The 25,222-nt window shown below is 48.2% G+C and carries 14 protein-coding genes; 5 read left to right on the top strand and 9 right to left on the bottom strand.

Features of this window, described 5'->3' with window-relative positions; all coding sequences use genetic code 11:
• Positions 1–109 precede the first annotated feature (109 nt).
• On the bottom strand, positions 110–769 hold the full coding sequence (locus Xkoz_RS00270) for a sugar phosphatase (protein WP_099140216.1): 660 nt from the start codon (positions 767–769) through the stop codon (positions 110–112).
• A gap of 100 nt (positions 770–869) precedes the next feature.
• On the bottom strand, positions 870–1,325 hold the full coding sequence (yfbV, locus tag Xkoz_RS00265) for a terminus macrodomain insulation protein YfbV (RefSeq protein ID WP_099140215.1): 456 nt from the start codon (positions 1,323–1,325) through the stop codon (positions 870–872).
• A gap of 264 nt (positions 1,326–1,589) precedes the next feature.
• On the opposite strand from yfbV, the gene ackA reads away from it, so the two are divergent.
• Together ackA and pta are read left to right on the top strand one after the other, a co-directional pair.
• Complete coding sequence (ackA, locus tag Xkoz_RS00260) at positions 1,590–2,792, top strand: acetate kinase (protein WP_099140214.1); 1,203 nt, start codon at positions 1,590–1,592, stop codon at positions 2,790–2,792.
• Between the two features lie 212 nt (positions 2,793–3,004).
• A complete protein-coding gene (gene pta / locus Xkoz_RS00255) occupies positions 3,005–5,149 on the top strand; it encodes a phosphate acetyltransferase (RefSeq protein WP_099140213.1) in 2,145 nt (714 codons plus the stop codon).
• A gap of 85 nt (positions 5,150–5,234) precedes the next feature.
• Here pta and Xkoz_RS00250 read toward each other — a convergent pair whose 3' ends face one another.
• The 7 genes from Xkoz_RS00250 to Xkoz_RS00220 are packed head-to-tail and all read right to left on the bottom strand — an operon-like array spanning position 5,235 to position 13,583.
• Entirely contained in the window at positions 5,235–5,912 is a 678-nt protein-coding gene (locus Xkoz_RS00250) for a hypothetical protein (RefSeq protein WP_099140212.1), read from the bottom strand.
• A gap of 45 nt (positions 5,913–5,957) precedes the next feature.
• Entirely contained in the window at positions 5,958–7,382 is a 1,425-nt protein-coding gene (locus tag Xkoz_RS00245) for an amino acid permease (protein WP_099140211.1), read from the bottom strand.
• 35 nt (positions 7,383–7,417) lie between these two features.
• Entirely contained in the window at positions 7,418–8,404 is a 987-nt protein-coding gene (gene astE, locus Xkoz_RS00240) for a succinylglutamate desuccinylase (RefSeq protein ID WP_099140210.1), read from the bottom strand.
• Between the two features lie 12 nt (positions 8,405–8,416).
• Entirely contained in the window at positions 8,417–9,760 is a 1,344-nt protein-coding gene (gene astB / locus Xkoz_RS00235; protein ID WP_099140209.1) for an N-succinylarginine dihydrolase, read from the bottom strand.
• A 16-nt stretch (positions 9,761–9,776) separates the two neighbouring features.
• A complete protein-coding gene (gene astD / locus Xkoz_RS00230; RefSeq protein ID WP_099140208.1) occupies positions 9,777–11,258 on the bottom strand; it encodes a succinylglutamate-semialdehyde dehydrogenase in 1,482 nt (493 codons plus the stop codon).
• Between the two features lie 58 nt (positions 11,259–11,316).
• The gene (gene astA / locus Xkoz_RS00225; protein ID WP_244183363.1) at positions 11,317–12,348 is read right to left on the bottom strand and encodes an arginine N-succinyltransferase; all 1,032 of its coding nucleotides are present in this window, start codon (positions 12,346–12,348) and stop codon (positions 11,317–11,319) included.
• A gap of 23 nt (positions 12,349–12,371) precedes the next feature.
• The gene (locus tag Xkoz_RS00220) at positions 12,372–13,583 is read right to left on the bottom strand and encodes an aspartate aminotransferase family protein (protein WP_099140206.1); all 1,212 of its coding nucleotides are present in this window, start codon (positions 13,581–13,583) and stop codon (positions 12,372–12,374) included.
• A 1,001-nt stretch (positions 13,584–14,584) separates the two neighbouring features.
• Here Xkoz_RS00220 and Xkoz_RS00215 point away from each other — a divergent pair.
• The 3 genes from Xkoz_RS00215 to Xkoz_RS00205 form a co-directional block, all read left to right on the top strand.
• Positions 14,585–16,219, top strand: coding sequence for a cyclic peptide export ABC transporter (locus Xkoz_RS00215; RefSeq protein ID WP_099140205.1), 1,635 nt, complete (start codon positions 14,585–14,587; stop codon positions 16,217–16,219).
• Between the two features lie 502 nt (positions 16,220–16,721).
• On the top strand, positions 16,722–19,961 hold the full coding sequence (locus Xkoz_RS00210; protein ID WP_099140204.1) for a non-ribosomal peptide synthetase: 3,240 nt from the start codon (positions 16,722–16,724) through the stop codon (positions 19,959–19,961).
• A 35-nt stretch (positions 19,962–19,996) separates the two neighbouring features.
• Positions 19,997–25,222: non-ribosomal peptide synthetase (locus Xkoz_RS00205; RefSeq protein ID WP_141554390.1), on the top strand; the 5,226-nt coding region annotated here is incomplete at its 3' end.

Below are 25,222 nucleotides of genomic sequence, written 5' to 3'. Positions count from 1 at the left end.
GTAAACCCTTTTTCTCAGGGAAAATACCTCGTTCTGATCAAGGAACCTTCTGATTTATGGCGGATATCCCCCATCTGTCAAGTTGCTACTTTGCTGCGAGAAGCGAAATTTATTGGCTATAAATCGATACATAACCGCCAGATTTGACAATTTCAATCTCTTCCAGGTTATTAATCGTCAAATGAACTTCATCACGGCGCGGAATATCTGGCGAATCGTGGACAACGACAACCTGACAGCCGGCATCCAGCCCGGCATGGATACCCGCCGGAGCATCTTCAAACACCACGCAATCTTCTGGCAAAAGTCCCAGTTTTTTAGCCCCCAGCAGATAAGGTTCCGGGTTGGGTTTTCCATGTGTGACAGACTCTGCCGTCACCCAATGCGCTGGCGCCGGTATTTCTGCCACCTTATGGCGTGCAGAGGCAAGCGGAACGGTTCCCGATGTCACAATTGCCCACGGAATATCCAGCGCATTCAGTTTATCAATCAGGGCGATGGCACCCGGCAAAGCGGTAATGCCTTGCGTATCTTCTGTTTCAATTTTTTCAATCCATTTAAACGTGCTGAGGATCTCTTCTTCGCTCGCGTCTGGCATAAAATGCCGCAGTGACAATATCGCCGGCGTGCCATGAACATAGTTCAACACTTCATCCCTATCGATACCCATCTTATCAGCGAACTGAATCCACGCTCGCTCAACCACGGGCAATGAATCAATCAGAGTACCGTCCAAATCGAATAAAAAACCTCTGCATCTCAGAACCAAACCCGACTCCTTCAAACGCCACTATGCGTTAATCATCATGTATTAATAATAAGCTCAATCTTAACAGCGCTCAGCAGTATTGCCGAGGGCAAGAATGAGATTAAATATCATCAAGAAAAGAGTTGTCCAATTGCTTAAAAGCCCGCTTAAGCAATTCAGCCAGTGAGAAATAAGTCGGGGCACTTTCCACCGGCGCCATCGCAATGCCGGCCTGAGAAAATTTCTCCCGAATTTCATAAAACCAGTTCAGCAATCTCTCCGGCAACGGGGTTGCCGCACGTTTTCCCAGCCACCATAATCCCTGTAACGGCAAACTACAGGCAAACAGTGCCGTTGCCACCGAAGGTCCCAATTGCCCGCCAAGCGCGATTTGCCACGTCAACGTAAAAATGGCCAATGGCGGCATAAACCGAATCCCAAAGCGAGTCGCCTTAATTACACGATTTTCAGGAAAAACAGGGGCAAGCTGTTTCTCTAGCGGCCAGGTTTTTAAATATTGCTGTCCTAGCTGCATGCGTTTGAACCAACCCTGGCTAACAGGCGGTGTCGTGTTCATCATGACCTCAATCAATTAAAGGTATAGTTTTTAAAAAAACCCTACAAAAGATAAAATCTTTTTCGTAGTATTAATACTATTAAGTATATTTTGTCTTTATTGCTAGCAAACGGTATCCTACACAGACTTTTATGTTGTTGCAGTAGCAAAACAGGAATTTTGCCCTTTTTCGCAACAATTGGGTTCGGTTTGTTAATAAATTATTTTATTTTTTAACATTGTTCTTATTTAAGATTAGATCACAACAAGATAATAGGTATTTCCATGTCAAGTAAGCTGGTACTGGTTCTTAATTGCGGTAGCTCCTCCCTGAAATTCGCTATCATCGATCCTGCCAATGGTGAAGAATATCTTTCTGGTTTAGCTGAGTGCTTTGGCCTGCCAGAAGCCCGTATTAAATGGAAAATGGATGGCGCGAAAAATGAAGCTGCTTTAGGTGCCGGCGCAGCACACAGCGAAGCCCTGAATTTCATTGTTAATACTATCTTGGCTGAAAAGCCAGAGCTTTCTGCACAAATTTCAGCCATCGGACACCGTATTGTTCATGGTGGTGAGAAGTTTACTTCTTCCATGGTTATCACCGATGAAGTTATCGCAGGCATTGAAGCGGCGATTCCATTTGCCCCACTGCACAACCCTGCTCACCTGATCGGTATTGCGGAAGCGAAAAAAGCCTTCCCTCATCTACTTGAGAAAAACATTGCCGTATTTGATACCGCCTTCCACCAGACTATGCCGGAAGAAGCCTACCTGTACGCACTGCCTTACAACCTGTACAAAGAGCATGGCATCCGTCGTTACGGTGCACATGGCACCAGCCATTTCTACGTTTCCCGTGAAGCCGCTAAATTGTTGAACAAACCGGTTGAAGAACTGAATGTCATTACTTGTCATTTGGGTAACGGGGGTTCGGTTTCTGCCATCGTCAACGGCCAATGTGTTGACACTTCCATGGGTCTGACGCCACTGGAAGGTCTGGTGATGGGAACGCGCAGTGGTGATATCGATCCCGCTATCGTATTCCACCTGCACGACGCAATGGGTATGAGCATCGCTCAGATCAACACCCTGCTGACGAAAGAGTCTGGCTTCCTGGGTCTGACCGAAGTGACCAGCGACTGCCGTTACGTAGAAGATAACTACGAAACCAAAGCGGATGCTAAGCGTGCAATGGATGTTTACTGCCACCGTCTGGCTAAATACATCGGCGCATACAGCGCATTGATGGAAGGCCGTCTGGACGCAATTATTTTCACTGGCGGTATCGGCGAGAACTCTGCGCTGGTTCGTGAACTGACTATGAAAAAAGTGGCTCTGCTGGGCTTCGAATATGACCACGAGCGTAACCTTGCCGCTCGCTTCGGCAAATCTGGCGTTATCACTACCGATAACAGCCGTCCTGCCCTGGTTATCCCAACCAATGAAGAATTGGTTATTGCTCAGGATTCAGCACGTCTGACCGCATAAGCAGCACGATTTTAGAACCGCCAGCCATACTGGCGGTTCTCTATTCATGAATGCGATTTTCATCAACACCGTATCCATGAATAGATTGATTAATATTTCCTTAATAAATATTGCGTTGGCTCATGGTTTGTGTTTTGTCTATTCATATAGCATCGAATATCTCTCACTGAGTCACCTATATTGACTGACGAGCAACCGTTAAAGAGGTTTCCGTGTCCCGTACAATTATGTTGATCCCTACTGGCACTAGCGTTGGTTTAACCAGTGTCAGCCTGGGTGTTATTCGCTCCATGGAGCAAAAAGGCGTTCGCCTGAGCGTTTTCAAACCTATCGCACAACCCCGTCACACGGGTTCTCAGGATCAAACCACTGCCATTATTCGTTCACATTCCAGTATCCATACTGCTGAACCTCTGGAAATGGCCTATGTGGAATCACTGCTGACCACGAACAAAAAAGATGTGTTGATGGAAGAGATCGTGGCGCGTTACCACGAAAATGCCAAAGATGCAGAAGTGGTTCTGATCGAAGGTCTGGTTCCGACCCGCAAACATCCGTTTGCCCAATCCCTGAACTATGAAATCGCCAAGACACTGAACGCTGAAATCGTGTTCGTGACTGCTCAGGGAACCAACACCCCAGAGCAACTGAAAGAGAGCATTGCACTGACCCGTGCTGAATACGGCGGCAGCAAAAACCAAAACATTATCGGTGTTATCGTCAACAAACTGAACGCCCCTGTTGATGACCAAGGCCGTACTCGCCCGGATTTGTCTGAGATCTTTGACGAAGCAACCAAAGCGACGATTACCAACATCGATCCAAAAACGATCTTCAAAAACAGCCCACTGCCTATTCTCGGTTGCATTCCGTGGAGTTTTGACCTGATCGCTACCCGTGCGATTGATATGGCTAAGCACCTGAAAGCTGACGTTATCAATGAAGGCGCGATCGGAAGCCGTCGCATCAAATCGGTGACGTTCTGTGCCCGCAGCATTCCTAATATGCTGGAGTATTTCCGTCCCGGCTCCCTGCTGGTGACTTCGGCTGATCGTCCTGACGTCCTGATCACCGCCTGTCTGGCGGCCATGAACGGGATTGAAATTGGTGCCGTATTACTGACCGGTGGCTATTCTATTGATGATTCTATCCGTGAACTGTGCGAACGTGCATTTAGCACCGGCCTGCCTGTTTTCACGGTGAAGACCAATACATGGCAGACTTCCCTGAACCTGCAAAGTTTCAGCCTGGAAGTGCCAGCCGATGACCATGAGCGCATTGAAAAGCTCCAGAACTACGTTGCACAACATATCAGCAGCGAATGGATCGATTCTCTGGCGGCCACATCAGAGCGCCCAAATCTCCTGTCCCCGCCGGCATTCCGCTATCAGTTGACCGAACTGGCACGCCAGGCTGGCAAGCGTATCGTGCTGCCAGAAGGCGACGAACCACGTACCGTCAAAGCAGCGGCGATCTGTGCTGAGCGTGGCATTGCAGAATGTATCCTGTTGGGCGATCCAGAAGAAATCCGTCGTGTCGCGGCAGCTCAAGGCGTTGAACTGGGCGCAGGGATTGAGATTGTTAACCCTGCGTCAGTGCGTGAACGCTATGTGCCACGTCTGGTTGAACTGCGCAAGAGCAAAGGCATGACCGAAGTCGTTGCCCGCGAACAACTGGAAGACAACGTTGTACTGGGCACCCTGATGCTGGAGCAAAGCGAAGTTGACGGCCTGGTTTCCGGTGCGGTTCACACCACGGCGAACACAATCCGTCCGCCATTGCAGTTAATTAAAACGGCACCAAATAGCTCCCTGGTTTCTTCTGTCTTCTTTATGTTGCTGCCAGAGCAAGTACTGGTTTACGGTGACTGTGCGATCAACCCAGATCCAACCGCAGAACAACTGTCTGAAATTGCGATCCAATCTGCGGATTCAGCAAAAGCGTTCGGTATTGAACCTCGCGTTGCGATGATCTCTTACTCCACCGGTAACTCGGGTGCCGGCAGCGATGTTGAAAAAGTGCGTGAAGCAACCCGTTTGGCACAAGAAAAACGCCCAGACCTGATCATCGACGGCCCATTGCAGTACGACGCGGCTATCATGGCAGATGTGGCGAAATCCAAGGCGCCAAACTCACCGGTTGCAGGCCAGGCAACCGTGTTCATCTTCCCGGATCTGAACACCGGTAACACCACTTACAAAGCGGTACAGCGTTCAGCGGATCTGGTTTCCATCGGGCCAATGCTGCAAGGTATGCGCAAGCCAGTTAACGACCTGTCCCGTGGCGCATTGGTCGATGATATCGTTTATACCGTTGCACTGACTGCAATTCAGGCAACCCAGCAAGAAAACGCCTAATTTTCTCGCTGCATAAACATGAAATAGCCCTACGTTGTTAGCGTGGGGCTATTTTTTATGGTTCAGGGAGCCAGAAACTTCCTGTTTATACACAATTGGCCTTAAAATAATATCCCTTTTCCCAAAACCCCCATTTATCACTTTTGCCGGGTTCTAATAGCATGTAACCTCTTTGATACCCAAACCCATATTGAAGGTAAACCCCCCTCGCAGCAGACGCTGGTATTAGTTTGACGTTCCCATTTTTACCCAGTGTGTTTGATTTATTTACCGCATATTCCATGAGAAAAATTCCACAATTTCTAATACCTATGTGAGTAGCGAATTCTATAATAGAGGGAGGTTCTGTGGCTTTTTCCTTGTTATTAGAAAATATTAATATCCCAATGGGGACTTCTTGAAAAAACATAACAAAGGAATAATGCGCTATTGAAGCTGAGACACCCTCAAATTTACTTTCTAAGATAGAAGAGATTTGAGTCAGTATCCCATAGGTAGCCTTATATCTTGAATTCCACTGTACCTGCTCCCGACTTAATTGACCGCCCTGATTAGCGCCGATGAGCCAATCACCATTAATCATGTTCGTTCTTATTCGATTAGCAATACATAAAGCATCCTGAAGTCCAACTTCTCTGATAGTGATATGACTTTTAACATTAAATAACCTGGCAGCCCTATTTGTTAGATGTGTTTCACTACGCGTCAATGGCCCGGTTCTATCTGGGTTCAAAATGCTAAAAAATTTTGATTTAAGTATCATGATGTGCCCCAACTAATCCCGCCAATTTCCGTTGGCATCCAAAACTTAATTTACCATTTCATCCTGCATACGCTGCTGTTTGCGATTTTTCCGCATACGCCACGAAATTTCTAATATCACAAACCACACTGGCGTACCGTAGAGCGCAACACGGGTATCATAATCAAACACCATGATCACCACCGTAAAGGCAAAAAATATCAAAGTACACCATGTCATGGGAATGCCCATGGGCATTTTATAGAGAGACTTTTTATGCAGATCAGGACGTTTCTTACGATAAGCCAGGTAAGCAAGTAGTATCATACACCAGCTATAAATCACCATGATGGCTGCCACGGTCGTCACAATCGTAAATAATTTGATGACATTGGGGATAATAAATAGCAGGAATACACCACTTGCCATACAAAGGACTGAAAATACCAAGCTAAAAATGGGAACAGCACTGCTGATTGAGAGTTGACCAAACTTGTGGTGCGCCAGCTTTTCTGTGGACAAACCATAAAGCATTCGGGCACACGCATATAACCCACTGTTTGCCGAGGACATCGCCGAAGTCAGGGCAACAAAATTAATCACCGCCGCCGCTGCCGGTAATCCGGCTAATGCAAACAACGTCACAAAGGGGCTGGCTTCCGGTGAAATCTGTGGCCATGAAGTCACCGCGATGATACACATCATGGAGAGGACGTAAAAGATAATGACCCTGATCGGAATACTGTTAATCGCTTTCGGTAAGATTTTCTCTGGCTCTTTGGTTTCCGCCGTCACTGTGCCAACCAATTCAATGCCCGTAAAAGAGAAGATAGCGATTTGAAAACCCGCCAAAAATCCAAATACCCCATTGGGCAGGAATACGTCAGGCTCTGTCAAATGACTTATCGAAGCTGTCACGCCATTGGGCGAAGTCCAGCCGACAAAAACCATACCAACCCCCACCATAATCAAAGCCACTATCGCTACCACTTTAATCATGGCAAACCAGAATTCCGTTTCACCAAACAGCCGTACCGAGAAGAAATTACACCAGCACATCAATCCCAAAACAAACAGTGCCGTTAACCAAAGCCAACTTTCTGGAAACCAATACTGAATATAGCCACCACATACCACGACATCTGCGATACAACTGACGATCCAACTCATCCAATAAGTCCAGCCCAGAAAATAGCTGGCCTTATCCCCCAGATAATCCGCGACAAAATCCGCAAACGTCCTGTAATCCAATTTGGTGAGCAACAGTTCCCCCATTGCCCTCATCACCATAAAAGCAAAAAAACCAATCAAAAGATAAGTCAGGATAATTGAAGTCCCAGATACCGCGATGGTTTTCCCTGTTCCCATAAACAATCCCGTACCAATAGCACCACCAATGGCGATCAACTGAATATGGCGCTTGCCTAGTCCACGGTGAAGTTTCTGCTCACCGGCAGATTGTTCCACAGGCGTCTTTAATGATCTCGTCATCAATAACCTCTACGGTTTGCTGTTTTATGAATTGATTAGGTTAATTTCTCTAACAACAATCCTGCCCGTAGCCCAACAGCAACATGAGCATTAGGAAACAAGATAAAGTTTGCCGGCGATCTAATCTTCCAGGATTGATGTTGCTGGCGGGCGATCTCAAAACCTTCTGATAATTCAGTGAAGTTTTTCGTATCTTCTGGAAGATTGAGCTGGAAACTGTCATGTTGTTTGATAATGGCATCAACCACACGATAATGTTTCAGCGCCGGTTTGGTTCGTTTTCGGGAAGGATCACCCGCGATTAAATCCTGCAAGGCCGTGGTCATGTTGCTAAACTTTGCCAAATCGTTTTGTCCAAAAGGCAGTGCCTTGCCGATTTCCAGCGTGCAACTATCCACATTGAAATGTTCACTGGTAAAGTGACTGAATGTTCCCCCTGCCGTGTTATGAAATACCAGGGCATCGAGCTCGCTATCTTCCAACCATTGTAAAAAATCCGCCGCATATTCACGTGCCTGATAGGGCAACAGGGCAAACTGCTCATGGCAGGAACCTCGGATGGCGGTATGCAGATCAAGGTGCCTGCGTTTTGTTGAAGCCATCACCGCAGGATCATTAAAAAATTGCTGGATAACTGACTCCAGCTCCATCGCACGGCTCGATTCATTCCCCAAAGAAAAATGTTGATAACGCCCGCCAAACAAGCGGTTGAGATCATGATCAAGATATCGCCGCCCTTCCCGTATGGCGGGTAAGTTGCCAAATACCAACAGAAGGTGAGATTGCAATGGCAACTTGCCCTGCGCCAGTTGTGACAATAACTGGATAAGGATTTCAACAGGTGCCGTCTCATTGCCATGAATGCCGGCAGAAATAATCAATGCATCGGCCGGTTTTTCTTGTGGTTCGCTCTGCGGTAATAACTGCAATACCCCTTCCGCTAACCATGATGATTTGATCGTTGGCGGAAAATACAACTTATTGTCGATTTTGTTTTCACGCAATAAAGTCAGTAAATCCATTACGTCTCCTGATTAATTCTGGAACTCATAAATTGAACCCAAATTAAGGATCTGCGTCAGTTCATCAAGGGCAGAATAGACTTCCCTTAATAGTTGTGGATCAGTGAGATCGGACGCATACAGGGAATCCCGATAATGACGATCAACCCATACCGTCAGGCGTTGATACAGTTCTGGTGTCATCAGAGTCGCTGGATTTACGGCCGCTAACTCTTGTTCATTTAACACCACCCTGAGTCGCAAACAGGCTGGCCCGCCGCCATTACGCATACTCTCGCGCAAGTCAAAAAAGTGGAGCTTATTGATGGGGGTATTTCCTTTCGCAACCAACGCTTGCAAATAGGCGGATACTTTGTGATGTTGACGGCATTCTTCCGGTAAAATCAGCATCATGTTGCCATCCGGCTGGCTCAACAACTGGCTGTTAAACAGATAAGATTCAACGGCATCCTGAATGGTGACCTGTTCCGCCGGCACTTCAATCGCAATCAAGCTCTGCCCGAACCGAGCCATTTTTTCTCTCAGCTCGTCCAATACTGCCTGCTGGTTTAAAAAAGCCTGCTGGTGACAGAAAAAAACATGACGATTGCTCACAGCAATAACATCGTTATGAAACACCCCACTGTCAATAGCAACCGGATTTTGCTGGGCAAAAACGGTGCATTTATCTTCAAGTAAGTGCAAGCGAGCAATGGCTTGGCTGGCTTCCAGCGTCTGCCTTGCAGGATAGTGATTAGGCGCTATCCCTTCCTGCAATGCCTTACGTCCATAAACAAATAGTTGGATGCCTGCGCCATCATATTCGCCGCAAAAACGATTATGGTTTGCTGCCCCTTCATCCCCCCAATCCGCATGTTGTGGCAGAGGATCATGATGGACAAAATGGCGTTGATCAGGAAACGTCACCTTCAGGACGCGTGAAGTCGTGGTACTCTCCAGCGAGCGATGCAACTTATTATTTAAGTTTGCCACCGTGAAATGGACACGCCGATCCGCACTGTCTGCCGAAGGCGAAACCGTTGCCGCATTTGCCGCCCACATGGAAGAGGCCGAACTGAGGTTGGACAACAATAATGGGGAATATTGCGCGGCTTTTTTTAATACCTGCTCGTCAGTGCCGGTAAACCCTAGCTGTCGCAATGCCGGCACGTTTGGGCGCTGTTGCGGTGGGAAGACCCCTTGTACAAATCCCATATCAGACAACGCCTTCATTTTCATCAATCCCTGAAGGGCGGCTTTACGCGGATTGGATTCTCGCCCCTGATGGTTCATGGAAGCCTGATTACCGTTTGATAGCCCCGCGTAATGGTGCGTCATCCCCACCAAACCATCAAAATTTGCTTCAATTCCTGACATACTCACCTCTCACTGTCTATTGGTTGATGAAAAAATTCAGCCCTGGAGCGAGCGTCTCAGGCAAAACCAAACTTTCCGTTGTCAGGGAGGCCATCGGCCAGGCGCAATAATCTGCGGCATAATAAGCACTGGGGCGGTGATTGCCGGATGCGCCTATGCCACCAAACGGTGCCTTGCTGGATGCGCCTGTCAGCGGCTTATTCCAATTGACGATCCCCGCCCTCGCCTCTTGCAATAACTTTTCAAACAGGCGGGCATCAGGAGAAATCAGCCCGGTTGCCAGCCCAAACCGGGTATCATTGGCTATCGAAATGGCTTCGTCGAAAGTGGTATAACGCCTCACCGTGAGCAACGGACCAAAATATTCTTCATCAGGAATGTCGTTGCCGTTGCTCAGATCAATAATGCCCGGCGTCATAAACGTTGAGTGCGGTTCAGGCTGCGTTAACGTGAGCAAGGCGATCCCCCCTGCGGCCAACAACTTGGCTTGGGCGTCCAGCAAACTTTTTGCCGCCGCTAAGGAAATGACCCCGCCGATAAACGGCTGGGGATCGGCATTCCAATGGCCTGGCACAATCTGGCCGGCAGCATCAATTAACCGTCGAATTAAGGCATCCCCCTTCTCCCCTTGCTTCACCAGCAACCTCCGGGCACAAGTACAGCGCTGCCCTGCGGAGATAAATGCCGACTGGATAATGGTGTAAACTGCGGCGTCAATGTCATCATAGTCGTCTACAATCAGGGCGTTATTACCCCCCATTTCCAGTGCCAGCATTTTTTCTGGCTGCCCCGCCAATAGGCGATGGAAATGAAACCCGGTCGCCGCACTGCCGGTAAACAGCACACCATCAATGGCGCGATTATCCAGCAAGGCGCCCCCCGTTTCTTTCCCCCCTTGAACCAAATTCAGCACACCGACCGGCAACCCGGCCTTAATCCACAATTCCACGGTTTTCTCCGCCGTCACCGGCGTCAATTCGCTGGGTTTGAACACCAAGGTATTCCCGGCAATAAGTGCCGGAACAATATGTCCATTCGGTAAATGCCCCGGAAAATTATAGGGACCGAAAACCGCCATCACGCCGTGAGGACGGTGCTGTAATATGGCTTTGCCGTCTGGCATCGGTGTTTCACAGTAGCCCGTTCTCTGCATCCATGCTTCAATCGAAATGGTGATCTTACCTATCATGGATTGGACTTCTGTCCGTGTTTCCCACAAGGGCTTACTGGTTTCCTCGCTGATCACCTGCGCCATCGTTTCTTTTTCCTGAGCCAGCAAATCAGCAAATGTCTGGACAATCGCGATCCGCTTTTCAACGGCCAATCGAGACCAGGCAGGAAATGCCTGGCGAGCGGCCTGGCAGGCCTGATCAACCTGAGGGGCAGAAGCGCCATTCGCCTGCCATAAGACCCGCTGATCGACGGGGGAGGATTTAACGACGGGCAGGCCTTGCCCTGCTATCCACTCACCGCCAATGTAATTCGCTTGATGATCCATTGTGAAATTCCTCAATTGCAAAAACGCTTAATGACAAAGCGGTTAATCGTGAGAACATCTAAGAAAAAAGAGAAACGAAGCGTACCGGATCGCCATCATCCACCTGCAACGCCGCCATTTCTGCGCAAGTAAGCAATAATTCATCGCCATTTAGCGGCTCAGAAACCGGTAAAAGCAGGGCTTTAAACGCCTGAAATTTCAAGTTAGAGACAATGCACTGTACGCCGTCCGGTGATCGGGAAACGTGATCGCTCCTTTTCACATGCACAAGCCGGCTGGCTTGGATGGTGCGCACGTTGTCAATCTCGGTATCCAGGATGGCGCCCGCGTCAAAAATATCGACCGCATCGTGATAAGCAAATCCCTCTTTTTCCAAAATGGTGCGGGCGGGCTGAGTATTTTCATGTACCTGACCAATAACCTGCCGTGCATCTTCTGGCAACAAAGGGACATAAATCGGATGAAATGGCATCAATTCGGCGATAAACGTTTTAGAACCAATGCCCGTCAGGTAATCGGCTTCGGCAAAGGGAACATTGAAGAAATGTTTCCCAAGGGCATCCCAAAATGGCGATTCGCCCTGTTGATTCACAACGCCACGCATTTCCGCAAAAATACGTTTCGGGAAGAGATGTCGGAATGCGGAAATAAACAGAAAGCGGCTTCTGGAAAGAAAAACGCCATTGCCTCCCCCCTGGTAATCGGGATCAAGGAACAAGGTACACAATTCAGTACATCCGGTATAATCCTGCCCGACAATCAACGTTTCAAATGTGTTATAAACGCCTAATTCGCGGGAAGCCCGCACCGATTTATGCAGACGAAAATTATAGAAAGGCTCTTCCAGACCAACAGCAACTTCCAGCGCACTGACACCAACAACACGATGCTTTTCCGTGTCTTCCAGGGTGAATAAAAACCCCTGTTGTGCCCGTCCCTTTGTTGTATCGTTGAAAGCATCAATGCTGCGTGAAATCCGTGCCGTCAGATATTCCTGATTATTGGGTAATGTCGTCAGGCCAACGCCAGCACGGGACGAAAGATTAAGGAGATCCCCGACATCTTCATATTGAACGGATCTAAATAGCATCATGATCTCACCTCGAATCGACGTTAATCCTGAATAAATCGCTTGAGGGCACTTTCAAGGCGGATAAAACCGTCGTTGATATCCCGCAGTTCGATATTTAACGCAGGGGCAAAACGCAACACATCAGGGCCGGCTATCAAGGCAATTAATCCCTCTTGTGCCGCAAGATTAGTCAGGGTTTTTGCTTTGCCTTGATATTTTTCAACCAACTCTGCCCCCAGCAATAATCCTTTACCGCGCAGCTCACTGAACACTTGATAACGTTGATTAAGCTCGGACATGCGCCGCATAAACTCGTGGTGGCGCTCTTGCACGCCGGCAAGAAATGCTGGCTGATTGACTAACTCAACGACTTTGTTGGCAACGGCTGCGGCCAGCGGGTTGCCGCCAAACGTTGTGCCGTGTGATCCTGGCTGAAAAGCCTCTGCGATAGGTTGCCTAACCAACATGGCGCCAATCGGGAATCCACCACCAAGCCCTTTGGCACTGGTCAGAATATCCGGTGCTACGCCAACTTCCTCGTAGGCATACAAATACCCCGTCCGGCCAATCCCGGTCTGGATTTCATCAAAAATCAGCAACGCCTGATGTTGATCACATAACTCCCGCAATGCTCGCAAAAATGCCGGTTCAGCGGGGATCACCCCCCCTTCCCCAATAATCGGCTCAACAATCACGGCACAGGTTTTGTCTGACATATGGGCTTTGATCGCGTCGATATCGTTGAAAGGCAGGTGAGTAATTTGTTGTGGTAATGGCGCAAAGTCCTGAGAATATTTAGGCTGCCCTCCGACCGTCACCGTAAATAATGTTCTGCCGTGGAAGGAGTTCTCAAATGAAATAATTTCGTTCTTATGATCGCCGTAATTATCCAGGGCATATTTTCTGGCAATTTTTAATGCGGCTTCATTCGCTTCGGCGCCTGAATTACAGAAAAAAACCTTATCTGCAAATGTATTTTCAACCAACGCTTTAGCCAGTTTTAAAACCGGTTCATTGGTATATCCATTACCAATATGCCAGATATTTTCCATTTGAAAATTTAATGCATTCTTTAATTCATCATTCGCATGGCCTAATGCATTCACGGCAATTCCACCCGCAAAATCAATATATTCCTTACTATCCTGATCCCAGACACGCGAACCCTTGGCGACGACTGGGATAAAATTTGCCGGCGAAAAACAGGGAACCATATACTGGTCAAACCAATTTCTTTGGATCGTGTTTGGCATTTGTTCTTCCTCAATTAATTAGGATGTAAAAATAAGGATCATTTTATATATCATTAAATTTTCTTTTTAATGATTGATCTAATTTAGGCTATCAACTCATTGCTTCGATAAGCCCACAAGAACATTATCGAAGATGATTGGGTTCCTCTTTGAGCAATAATTAACCTCATAATCCCTTTGGGATTTAACAAAGTCAATACAATTAAATCACAATGAATTTACTTTATGATGCTTTTCACAAATTATAAAAATGCATTTATTCTTAATTTATGCATTATTTGTGCATAAAAAATAAATAAAAAGCGGGATTGAATTGAAGGTAATGGAAAATAAATACTTTTGTTCAATAATTATTCAAAAATAAGGGTTATAAGTTATAACCATAAACCCAAAAATGTATTTGCAATTAGCCATTTTTGCTCTATACCAATTCAAGTTGCAGTTTGCAAACCAATGGAAGTGCTTATATCTCCCCGCTGCGCGGGGAGATATAAAACGCATCTTGAAAGGCGACTGGTATATATAAAGATATTATGGTTAAAAATCAAAGCATTATAAACAAAATCATCTGTTTTTAGTGCCTTGCAGTAAAATTCAATCTAAGCTCTTCATACATCTTGATACAACACTTACGACATTCTTTTCCCCATCCCTTAAAAATTAGGGACTTTTTTGAAGATCCCGCACTCCTTGTCATTATTCAAATAATCCATCTATACCAATCTAACTTCAAGATGCGTGTGATTTCTCCCCGCTTCGCGGGGAGAAATCAGGTTTCATATCGTGTTGTAAATTGCAACTTGAAGTTTAATGCGTATATGTAATTACGTATAATAACCATTAATATGGTGAATAATTTTTATCTCAGTGATATTTATTAATATTGCCCTGCTATAAATCACACTTGCAGTTTCATAAAAAAACAACAACCATAGTGAATTGAGTAAACATATATATGAATTTTCATATAAATTATAACCTTCGACAATGGCTTGTTTTTTATGACTCTAATAGCTTATTTATATCGTCAATCTTGGGTATTACTGCTGGTATCGACAATAAGCGCATTAATTAGTGGGTTTGCCGGTGCTTCGATAGTCGGGATGATCAGTCAAGGAGTAACAGAAGAAATTCATCTGACGACATTTCTTTGGAGCTTTTTTGGTATCTGCTTTATTTTTTTTATTACTAAAACCGTATCAGAAATTACCTTATCTCATTTAGCTCAATCCACTATTTTTTCATTACGCCTCAGTTTGAGTAATAAAATCTTGCGCGCGCCACTTAAAAAACTCCATAAACTTGGGCGGCACGGTTTATTGGCGGTCTTAACCAAAGATGTCGATGTTTTCGTCCATTCCTTTATGTTGGCACCGTCTGTTTTTGGCAATATCACCCTAATCATGGCCTGTTTTGGTTATTTAGCCTGGATGTCCTGGCAACTGTTTCTTATTTTGGCAGTACTCAGCCTTATTGGAATGTATGTCTTTTATCTGTGGGAAAAATATCCATTAAAATTAATGACAGAGATGCGCGATCAAGTTGATAAAATATACCTTAATTTCCAAAGCCTGATTGATGGCAGTAAAGAGCTGCAACTCAATAAACAAAAAAGCCACCTTTTTATTAATAGAGTGATTGCTCCAGCCGCTAAAGTTTTTCAAGAGATTTGCGTAAAAGCGAATTCCAGTTATGCCTGGGTGATTAATGCCAGCTCTGTGACCTTTTATATCATTATTGGTGTCATTGTTTTTGTTGTGCCGATTTGGTTTCCCCAAGAACCCTCAACACTGGTGACGGTATCGCTGCTGGTTCTCTTCTTATCAGGCCCCATCAGTGAAGTGATTGGTGCAATCCCGGAGCTGCGGGAAGCGGAAGTTTCATTGGAAAAAATGCGCCGCCTTGACAGCCAACTGGAAGAAGCGCTATCCATTCAGGTTGAAGGCACTAACCCATTTAACGCGCAACAATCCCTAGAGCTTGAGCTGAAAGATGTTATCCACCATTACACAACCGATAAAGAAGATCGCCAGTTCGCACTCGGCCCATTAAGTTTGAAAATATCACAAGGCGAAATTGTGTTTATTGTCGGCGGGAATGGCAGTGGAAAAACCACGCTCGCCATGCTGCTGGTTGGCCTGTTTGAGCAAGAAGCCGGGACTATCTCGCTAAATGGTGTGCAGGTAACCCCCGCGAATAATGAGTATTATCGTCAACATTTTGCCGCCGTTTTTTCTGATTACCATCTATTTGAACAATTACTCAACAGTGATGCCAATGTCACCGAAAAAGCAACGCATTATATTGCAGCATTAAATATGGCGCACAAAGTGAAAATCGTTGATGGCAAATTTTCCACCACAAACCTTTCGGCGGGTCAACGGAAACGGCTGGCTTTAGTGGCAGCTTATCTGGAAGACCGTCCTGTTTATCTGTTTGATGAGTGGGCTGCCGACCAAGATCCCGTGTTTAAGCGCTTATTCTATACTGAGTTGTTGCCAGAATTAAAAGCCAGCGGTAAAACGGTTCTGGTTATCAGCCATGACGATGCTTACTTTAATGTTGCCGACCGCATTATCAAATTAGAAGATGGTCATATTAAAGAAGTGAGTGATAAAGACCATTTCATCTCATAAAATGAAATAAATCTCATCATAAAGAGCCTCATAAAACAGGCTCTTATTTCACTTTACACAGTCGAAAAAATTTGAGCAACGCAATGAACATAAAATCACCAACAACAAAACCCGTTAACACATAATAATAAAATGAGACGCATTAAAAAACATTATTATAAGTATGTAATAAAATAACTTAATGCAAGATTATATCCTATCATGAAGAATATATTTTTTATGGCAGGCAGGAATTAAGCAAACAAAAAAAATAAGGCTGTTCTTTTTTATTAGAATAGTCAGTCATTTTTATTTCGCGAGTTTCTGGATATATAATCGTTTATATCAAATTATGCCAAATGGTACTGAAAACAGTGCTAAAAACAGTCATTTTCCAACAGGAATAGATTTATCATCTATTTCATAGGGCTATTTTTATCTATTTAAACTCAAGTGTGATTTTTTGTTTTATCAGTTCTCATGTTTTTATTTTTTAATGTACCCATAAAAAGGGAGCTATAGAATGAATTACCCTGAAATATTGAAATCATTCCCTTTATCAGAAGCCCAACGTAGCCGCTGGTTTCAATATCAAATTGATCCTGATAAACGTGGCCAAAATAACAGTGCATTTTGTGCCCGTATTACAGGATTAACCGCTAAGCGTTTAGAAGAAGCGCTCAATAAATTGGTGCAACGGCATCCCATGCTGCGAGCAAGTTTTGGACAATATCACGGTGAATTGGGCTATTGCATCGCAGACCACTCTGAAATCACACTCACAATCCATGATGCCCGGCACCTTCATGAAGAAGTGCTTAAACAACGTGTTCAGGATGATTGCTGGCACCCATTTGATCTGGCACATCCGTTGCGGGTTTATGCCAGTTGGTATCAGTGCAATCAGCAAGAAAGCATCATGGTCTTGACCTTCGACCATCTGGCGGTCGATGGCTGGTCTTATTGGCTACTGTTAGATGAACTCGACACCCTGTTATCTGCAAAACCGCTGGAAGGCGCCCCCGAAAACAGTTTCCACGATTATGTAAAATGGCAACAACAGTGGCTAACCAGCGCCAGCGCCAAAAAGCAGCAACAATTCTGGCAAAACACCTTGGCGGGCAATCTGGCCGTATCGCAATGGCCACCTAAAAATAGCCCCCTGCCCGCCACAGGAAAAATCTCTTTAAAGAAAATCATCAACGCAACACTGGCACACAAACTGCATGCACTGGCGCTAAAATATGATAACAGCCTGTTTGCCGTCTTTCTGGCCGCCTACCAGATCCTTTTGAGCCGTTATACCGACGTGGATGATGTCATTATCGGTTCTATTCTGCCGGGAAGAGGCCGTGCCCGTTGGGGAAAATTGGTTGGCGAATTTATCAACCCGGTTGCCTTACGCAGCCAGATAAACGGTGATATGACCGTACAGGAACATATCACACAAGCCATGAAAACCATCCGGCTGGGTATTGAAAACCAGAAATATCCCTTCTCCAAAGTGCTGGAACAACTGAAATTGCAACGCAATGCCGATGTCCATCCCGTTTTCCAGACAGTCATGATATTCCAAAAAGCCCGATATATTGGCGATCTAACCACCCTTTGGATGGCGGAAGATGACCCTGTCACGGTACAGTGGGGCAATGCCCAGTTGCGGCCTTTTCCGTATCCTTACTATGCCGATGTCCCCGTTCCATTGATGGTCAATGTCTTAGAAGCCGGCGATCAGATCGGTTATACCTTTTATTATGACACGGCAATATTTGATGCTGAATTGATCGCCCAGCTTATGCAGAATCTCCTGACGCTGCTGGAAGCTATGGTGGATGATGAACAGCAAACCGTGGCGCGTTTGCCACTCATGGATGAACAGGCACGCCGGCAAGTCATCCATGATTTTAACGCTACCGACAAACCTTTCCCGCAACACGCCTTAATCCATCAATTGATTGAACAACAAGTGGAGCGCAGCCCAACGGCCATTGCCCTGGGGTATGGCAATACTCAGCTCAGTTATCGGGCGTTAAATCAACGGGCTAACCAACTGGCTCACGCCCTTGTCCAGACGGGCATTCATCCCGATGATCGCGTTGCCATCTGCATGGAGCGCAGTCTGGATATGGTCATCAGTTTGTTGGGGATCTTAAAAGCGGGCGCAGCTTATGTGCCACTCGATCCGGAATATCCCACCGATCGGCTCGCCTATATTCTGTCAGACAGTGAACCGGTGATCCTGCTCACCCATCACCGCTTGCAAGAACAACTGCCGGTGACCGAAATCCCTGTCTGGTTTTTAGATGATCCAACCGTTCAGGCCAATATTGCCCGCCAAGACGACGGTAACTTAGCGCCCACGCAGTTAGGGCTGATATCGCGTCATCTGGCCTATGTGCTCTATACCTCTGGCTCAACGGGATTACCCAAAGGCGTGATGAATGAGCACCGTGGGGTGGTTAACCGTTTGCTCTGGGCACAGGAGACTTACCAATTAACCCCTCAGGATCGCGTGTTACAAAAAACGCCGTTCAGTTTTGATGTGTCCGTTTGGGAATTCTTCCTGCCCCTGATGTTTGGCGCCCAACTGGTGATAGCCCGACCCGGCGGCCATAAAGAGCCGCACTATTTATTGGCAGAGATAGAAAACCGTCATATCACGACGATCCACTTTGTGCCCTCCATGTTGCAAAGTTTTCTCCATTACATTCCGGCCGGCCGTTGCCTTTCCCTGCGCCAGATTTTATGCAGCGGGGAAGCCCTGCCTTATGCCCTGCAACAACATTGTCTGTCCCACTTGCCACACAGTGAGCTGCATAATTTATATGGCCCCACGGAAGCGGCCATTGATGTCACCGCCTGGCGGTGCGTGCCGGATCGCTATCGCGGGCAAGTGCCGATTGGACAGCCGATTGCCAATATCCAAATCTATATTCTCGATGCCTACGGGGAACCGGTTCCCATCGGTGTCACCGGTGAAATTTACATCGGGGGAGTGGGGGTCGCCCGTGGTTATTTGAACCTGCCAGCGTTGACGGCTGAACGCTTCATTACCGACCCATTCAGCGCCGATCCTGCCGCCCGTCTGTACAAAACCGGTGATCTGGGACGTTGGCTACCGGATGGCAGCATCTCCTATCTGGGGCGCAATGACTTTCAGGTCAAAATCCGCGGATTACGCATTGAACTGGGCGAAATTGAAACCTGCCTGACCCAATGTACTGGCGTCCATGAAGCGGTGGTGGTCGCCCGTGAAAGCGGTGCCGGTGACAAGCGACTGGTCGCCTATGTGATCCCGGATCAGGATGGCGCGCCGGGCATTTCTCAACTGCGTGCGCAACTGAGCCGAAACCTTGCCGATTACATGATACCGAGCGCCTTTATCATGATGGCGGCCTTTCCGCTCTCGCCCAATGGCAAACTCGACCGTCAAGCCCTGCCCGCCCCCGACCACTCAGCCATGTCAACCCGTGAATATGCCGCGCCAGAGGGCGAAACCGAAGCGCAATTGGCCGCCATTTGGCAAACACTATTGGGGCTGGATCGGGTGAGCCGCTATGACAACTTTTTTGAATTGGGCGGGCATTCCCTGTTGGTGTTACAGCTACAGACGGAAATCAAACAGACATTTGAGGTTGAATTATCCATTCATCAACTGTTTTCTCACCCGACCCTCTGTCAGCTTGAAGAATGCCTTATCGACTCTCTGTTACTGCAATTCGATTCAGAGTCTCTGCAAGATGTTTATAAATCCATGAATTAGATTTTACTTACCTTATTTTACGTGGTGATAATCAAATGAATAATAACGCGCTTTCATCTCTACCCTTAGCCGAACGCCGAAGATTACTTGAGTTAGCCCAATCAGCGAAACTGAGCCGCAAGTCAACACAAAAAACAGCCATCATGGCCCAATCGCGTGATAACGGCGTGCCATTATCCTGGACACAGCAACGCTTATGGTTTCTGGCTCAACTGGATCCGGCGGCACAAACGGCATACCACATGTCCGTAGGGTTGGATCTCCAAGGCAAACTCAATCGGAATGCCCTGCAAGCCGCCCTGGATCGTATTGTGGCGCGCCATGAAATTCTGCGTACCACAATCGTGACGGTAGAAGACGAGGCACAACAAATCATTCATGATGAAAATTGTGGTTTTCCCTTGCAACAAGACGATCTCAGCCCGCTATCGTCAACACAACAAACCGCCGCAATTGAAAACATCGCCTGCCTTGAAGCCAATCATCCCTTTGATTTTGTTAACGGCCCATTGGCACGGGGACGCCTGCTAAAACGGGCAGAAGAGCAGCATATCCTGCTGTTAACCCAGCACCATATTATCTCGGATGGCTGGTCAGTCAGTGTCCTTATGCAAGAACTGTCCACGCTTTATCACGCATTCAGCCAGGGGCTACCTGATCCCATGCCAGCCCTGACAATTCAATATGCGGATTATGTCCTCTGGCAGAAAAATGAATTACAGGGAGAGGTGCTGGAAAAACAGGTCGAGTTCTGGCGTGACACCCTGCAAGGCGCCCCCGCACTTTTGGCATTACCGACAGATCGGCCGCGCCCAGCCAAGCAGAGCTATACCGGCAGCCGCGTTAATATTGCGCTATCCCCCGCATTGCAGGCTGGTTTAAAAGCGCTTAGCCAGCGCCACGGAACCACCTTATTTATGACGTTATTGGCGGGCTGGGCGACATTGCTCTCCCGCATCAGTGGTCAGGATGATATGGTGATTGGCACCCCCATCGCCAACCGCCAACAACCTGAATTAGCCCCTTTGATCGGTTTTTTTGCCAATACCCTGGCATTACGGGTGCAATTGCATAATAACCCCACGGTCAGTGAACTCCTGTCACAAGTGAAAAAACAGGCGATCAATGCATTTGCCCACCAAGACCTGCCCTTCGAACAACTGGTTGAGCGCTTACAACCGCCGCGCAGCCTGAGCCATAGCCCCATTTTTCAGGTCATGCTGGCAACCAATAATACGCCGGGACAACGGCATTTTGCGCTGCCGGGATTAGTCCTGGATGAGCGGCCATTAATCAGGGACAGTGCTTACTTTGACCTGACATTAACCCTGGATGAGACTGAAAAGGGTTTAGTGGGTGATCTGGAATATGCCCGTGATCTGTTCGATCACGCGACGATTGAACGTCTGGTCAGCCAGTTACACACCTTGCTGGCGGCGATGGTGGCTGATGACAGCCAGCGCGTGGCGCAATTGCCGCTCTTGACCCCGCAACAGAGCAAACAAGTGTTGGTGGATTTTAACGACACCGCCCTCGCCTACCCACAAGATAAATTGATCCACCCGCTCTTTGAACAGCAAGCGGAAGCGATGCCTGAAGCTATTGCCCTGGTGTACCACGATACGCAACTCAGTTATGCCGCATTGAACCGGCGTGCCAACCAACTGGCGCACTACTTAATCGCCTTTGGCATCCGCCCAGACGATCGCGTGGCACTGTGTGTCGAGCGGAGTCTGGATATGATCATCGGTATGTTGGCGATTCTCAAAGCGGGCGCCGGTTACGTTCCCTTCGATCCCGAATACCCCGCCGAACGGCTGGCTTATCAGTTAGCCGATAGCGCGCCAAAGTTATTGCTGACGCAAAAATCGTTACAGACCCGTTTACCGCCGACGGCAGTGCCGGTTTGGTTACTCGATGATGAAAATCACTGCAATGTGGTCGACCAGCAACCAAGCCATAATCCTGATGCCAGCCAATCAGGGCTGCTGCCGCACCACCTGGCCTATGTCATCTACACCTCCGGCTCCACCGGCCAGCCCAAGGGGGTGATGCTGGAACACCGCAATGTCGTCAACTTTATCCACGCCCAACAGCAAATCAGCCAGCCCCAGCCAGCGGATCGCATTTTGCAATTTGCGACGATGGCATTCGATACCTCCGTATCCGACATTTTTCCAACACTGGCGGCGGGGGCAACGTTAGTGCTGCGCCCCGCCCATATCCGTGTACCGAATAGCGAATTTATTGACTTTTTGCGGCAACAAAAAATCACCATCATGGATGTCCCCACTGCGTTCTGGCACCAATGGGTACAGGAGATGAAAGCCGGTCGTACCGGTTTTAGCCCGTCCCTGCACACGGTGATTGTGGGGGGTGAGAAAGCGGAATACCGCCATTGGGCGGATTGGCAATCGTTACCCGAAACGCAATCTTGCCGTTGGATCAACACCTATGGCCCGACGGAAACCACGGTGATCGTCACGTCATTGAGGCTGCATGCTGGCTCTTCTTCGGGGATTGAACACAACATTCCCATTGGCCGCCCCAATGCCAATTCCCGTATTTATATCCTCGATCCCTTCGGCCAACCGGTTCCCATCGGTGTCAGCGGGGAGATTTATATCGGTGGTGCCGGCGTCGCACGGGGTTACCTGAACCGGCCAGCACTGACGGCTGAGCGCTTTGTCCCCGATCCCTTTAGCAAGGAAGCCAATGCCCGTCTGTACCAAAGCGGCGATCTGGGGCGCTGGTTGCCTGACGGTAACATTGAATATTTAGGGCGCAACGATTTTCAGGTCAAACTGCGCGGGTTCCGTATTGAATTAGGGGAAATCGAAACGCAATTAGCCGCTTGCGACGGCGTCAAAGATGTTGTGGTGATTGCCCGTGAAGAAGCCGATGGCGACAAGCGTCTGGTGGCCTACCTGCTACCACAACCAGAAGTTACCCTCACCCCTTCCCATCTGCGTAAGCAGCTTAGCACCCATCTGATGGAGCACATGATCCCCAGTGCATTTGTCATACTGGATGCCTTCCCGCTAACTGGCAGTGGTAAGCTAGATCGCAAGGCCTTGCCTGCACCGGATCGCGCTGCCATTGCCAGCCGTGAATACGCCGCCCCCCAAGGGGAAATTGAGCAAAAAATGGCGGAAGTCTGGCAGTCCTTGCTTGGGCTGGAACAGGTGGGACGTCATGACAACTTCTTTGAGTTGGGTGGTCACTCCTTGCTGACGGTACAAATGGCGACCCGCTTACGCCAGGTTTTCAACACCGAAGTGGCGTTGCAGGATCTCTTCTCCCGTCCCGTGTTGTCCGATTTGGCGCAAACACTGGATATCGCCAACCAACCTGCACAGCCGGTGATATTGCCCGCCGACCGACAACAAGCGCTGCCGCTCTCCTGGGCACAACAACGTTTGTGGTTCCTGGCGCAGTTAGATCCGGCCGCCCAGACGGCGTATCACATCGCGGGCGGCTTGCGTCTGACAGGCCAGCTAAACCTGAACGCGCTGCAAAGGGCGCTGGATCGGATTGTTGCCCGCCATGAAATTCTGCGCACCACCATCAACATGGTGGATGGGATAGCCCGGCAAGTGATTGCCGAGGCGGACAGCGGTTTCAATTTAACCCTTAAAGATCTCAGCCCGCTCACAGAGGCAGAAAAACAGGCGGCTATTGATGAAGCCGCTCAATTTGAAACTCGCCACCCCTTTGATTTTGCCCTGGAGCCATTAATCCGCGGGCAATTGTTGCAGCTCAGCCACAATGAACATGTTCTGTTATTGACCCAGCACCACATGATTTCGGATGGCTGGTCAATAAACATCCTGATATACGAGCTGACCACCCTCTATCGCGCTTTCATTCAGGGGCAAGACGATCCGCTGCCGGCACTGACAGTGCAATATGCCGACTATGCCCTCTGGCAGCGGCAATGGCTGCAAGGTGAAGTACAGGAAAAACAGGTCAATTTCTGGCGGGAAGCGCTGCAAGGCGCCCCTGCTTTGCTGGCACTGCCGACAGACAGGGCACGCCCGGCGGTTCAAAGCTACCGTGGCGATCAAGTGGCATTTAGCCTCTCGCCGGCATTAAGCGATGGCTTAAAAGCGTTGAGCCAGCGCCACGGTTCCACTTTATTCATGACATTGCTGGCGGCATGGTCAATCCTGCTTGCCCGTATCAGTGGCCAACACGATATTGTGATAGGAACGCCGGTCGCAAACCGACAGCACAGTGAATTAGAGCCGTTGCTCGGTTTCTTCGCGAATACCCTCGCGCTGCGGGTTAAACTGGAAGATAACCCCACCGTTGGCGCGTTATTGGCACAGGTAAAAGCCCACGCATTGGCGGCTTATGTACATCAAGACTTGCCATTTGAACAACTGGTCGAAGCGCTGCAACCACCACGTAACCTGAGCCATAGCCCGATATTTCAGGTCATGCTGGCGCTGGATAACACACCGATCCAACACCCTCTGACGTTACCCGGTTTAGTGCTGGATGAACTGCCGCTAACCCGGAAAAGCACCCATTTCGATCTGTCACTTTCCATCAACGATACGGATAATGGGTTAGTGGGTGAACTGGAATATGCCAGTGATCTGTTTGATCGAGCCAGCATTGAACGGCTGGCAAGTTACCTGCAAACCCTGTTAGGGGCGATGGTTGCCGATGATCCCCTGCAAGTACAAGATTTACCGCTGCTGCAACCGCAACAACGCCATCAATTATTGGTGGATTTCAACAAGACCACTTTAGCTTATCCGCAAGAGACGCTGATCCACCAACTGTTTGAACAACAAGCAGAACGAACCCCTGATGCCACCGCCTTGGTGTTTGGCGATAGCCAACTGAGTTACCACGAATTAAACCGCCAGGCCAACCAACTGGCTCATCATCTGGTTGCCTCCGGTGTACGCCCCGATGATCGCATCGCTATCTGTGCCGACCGCAGCCTGGATATGATCATCGGCATGTACGGCATCCTTAAGGCGGGGGCGGGCTATATTCCCCTCGACCCGGAATACCCCGCCGAACGGCTGGCTTACCAGTTATCGGACAGTGAACCGGCCTGGTTGCTGACCCAAAGCCATCTACAGGCGCGTTTACCCGCGCAAAATATTCCGGTTTTGCTGCTGGATGATGACAACCGGCGGTACGCAGTGGCACAGCAACCTTGCCATAATCCCGATCCCCACCAATTGGGGCTTAAGCCACACCATCTGGCCTATATCATCTATACCTCCGGCTCCACCGGC

The organism is Xenorhabdus kozodoii, from assembly GCF_002632875.1.
Taxonomy (GTDB): domain Bacteria; phylum Pseudomonadota; class Gammaproteobacteria; order Enterobacterales; family Enterobacteriaceae; genus Xenorhabdus; species Xenorhabdus kozodoii.
Note: the sequence above shows the minus strand (reverse complement) of the source record. Positions and strands in the feature narration are given on the sequence as shown.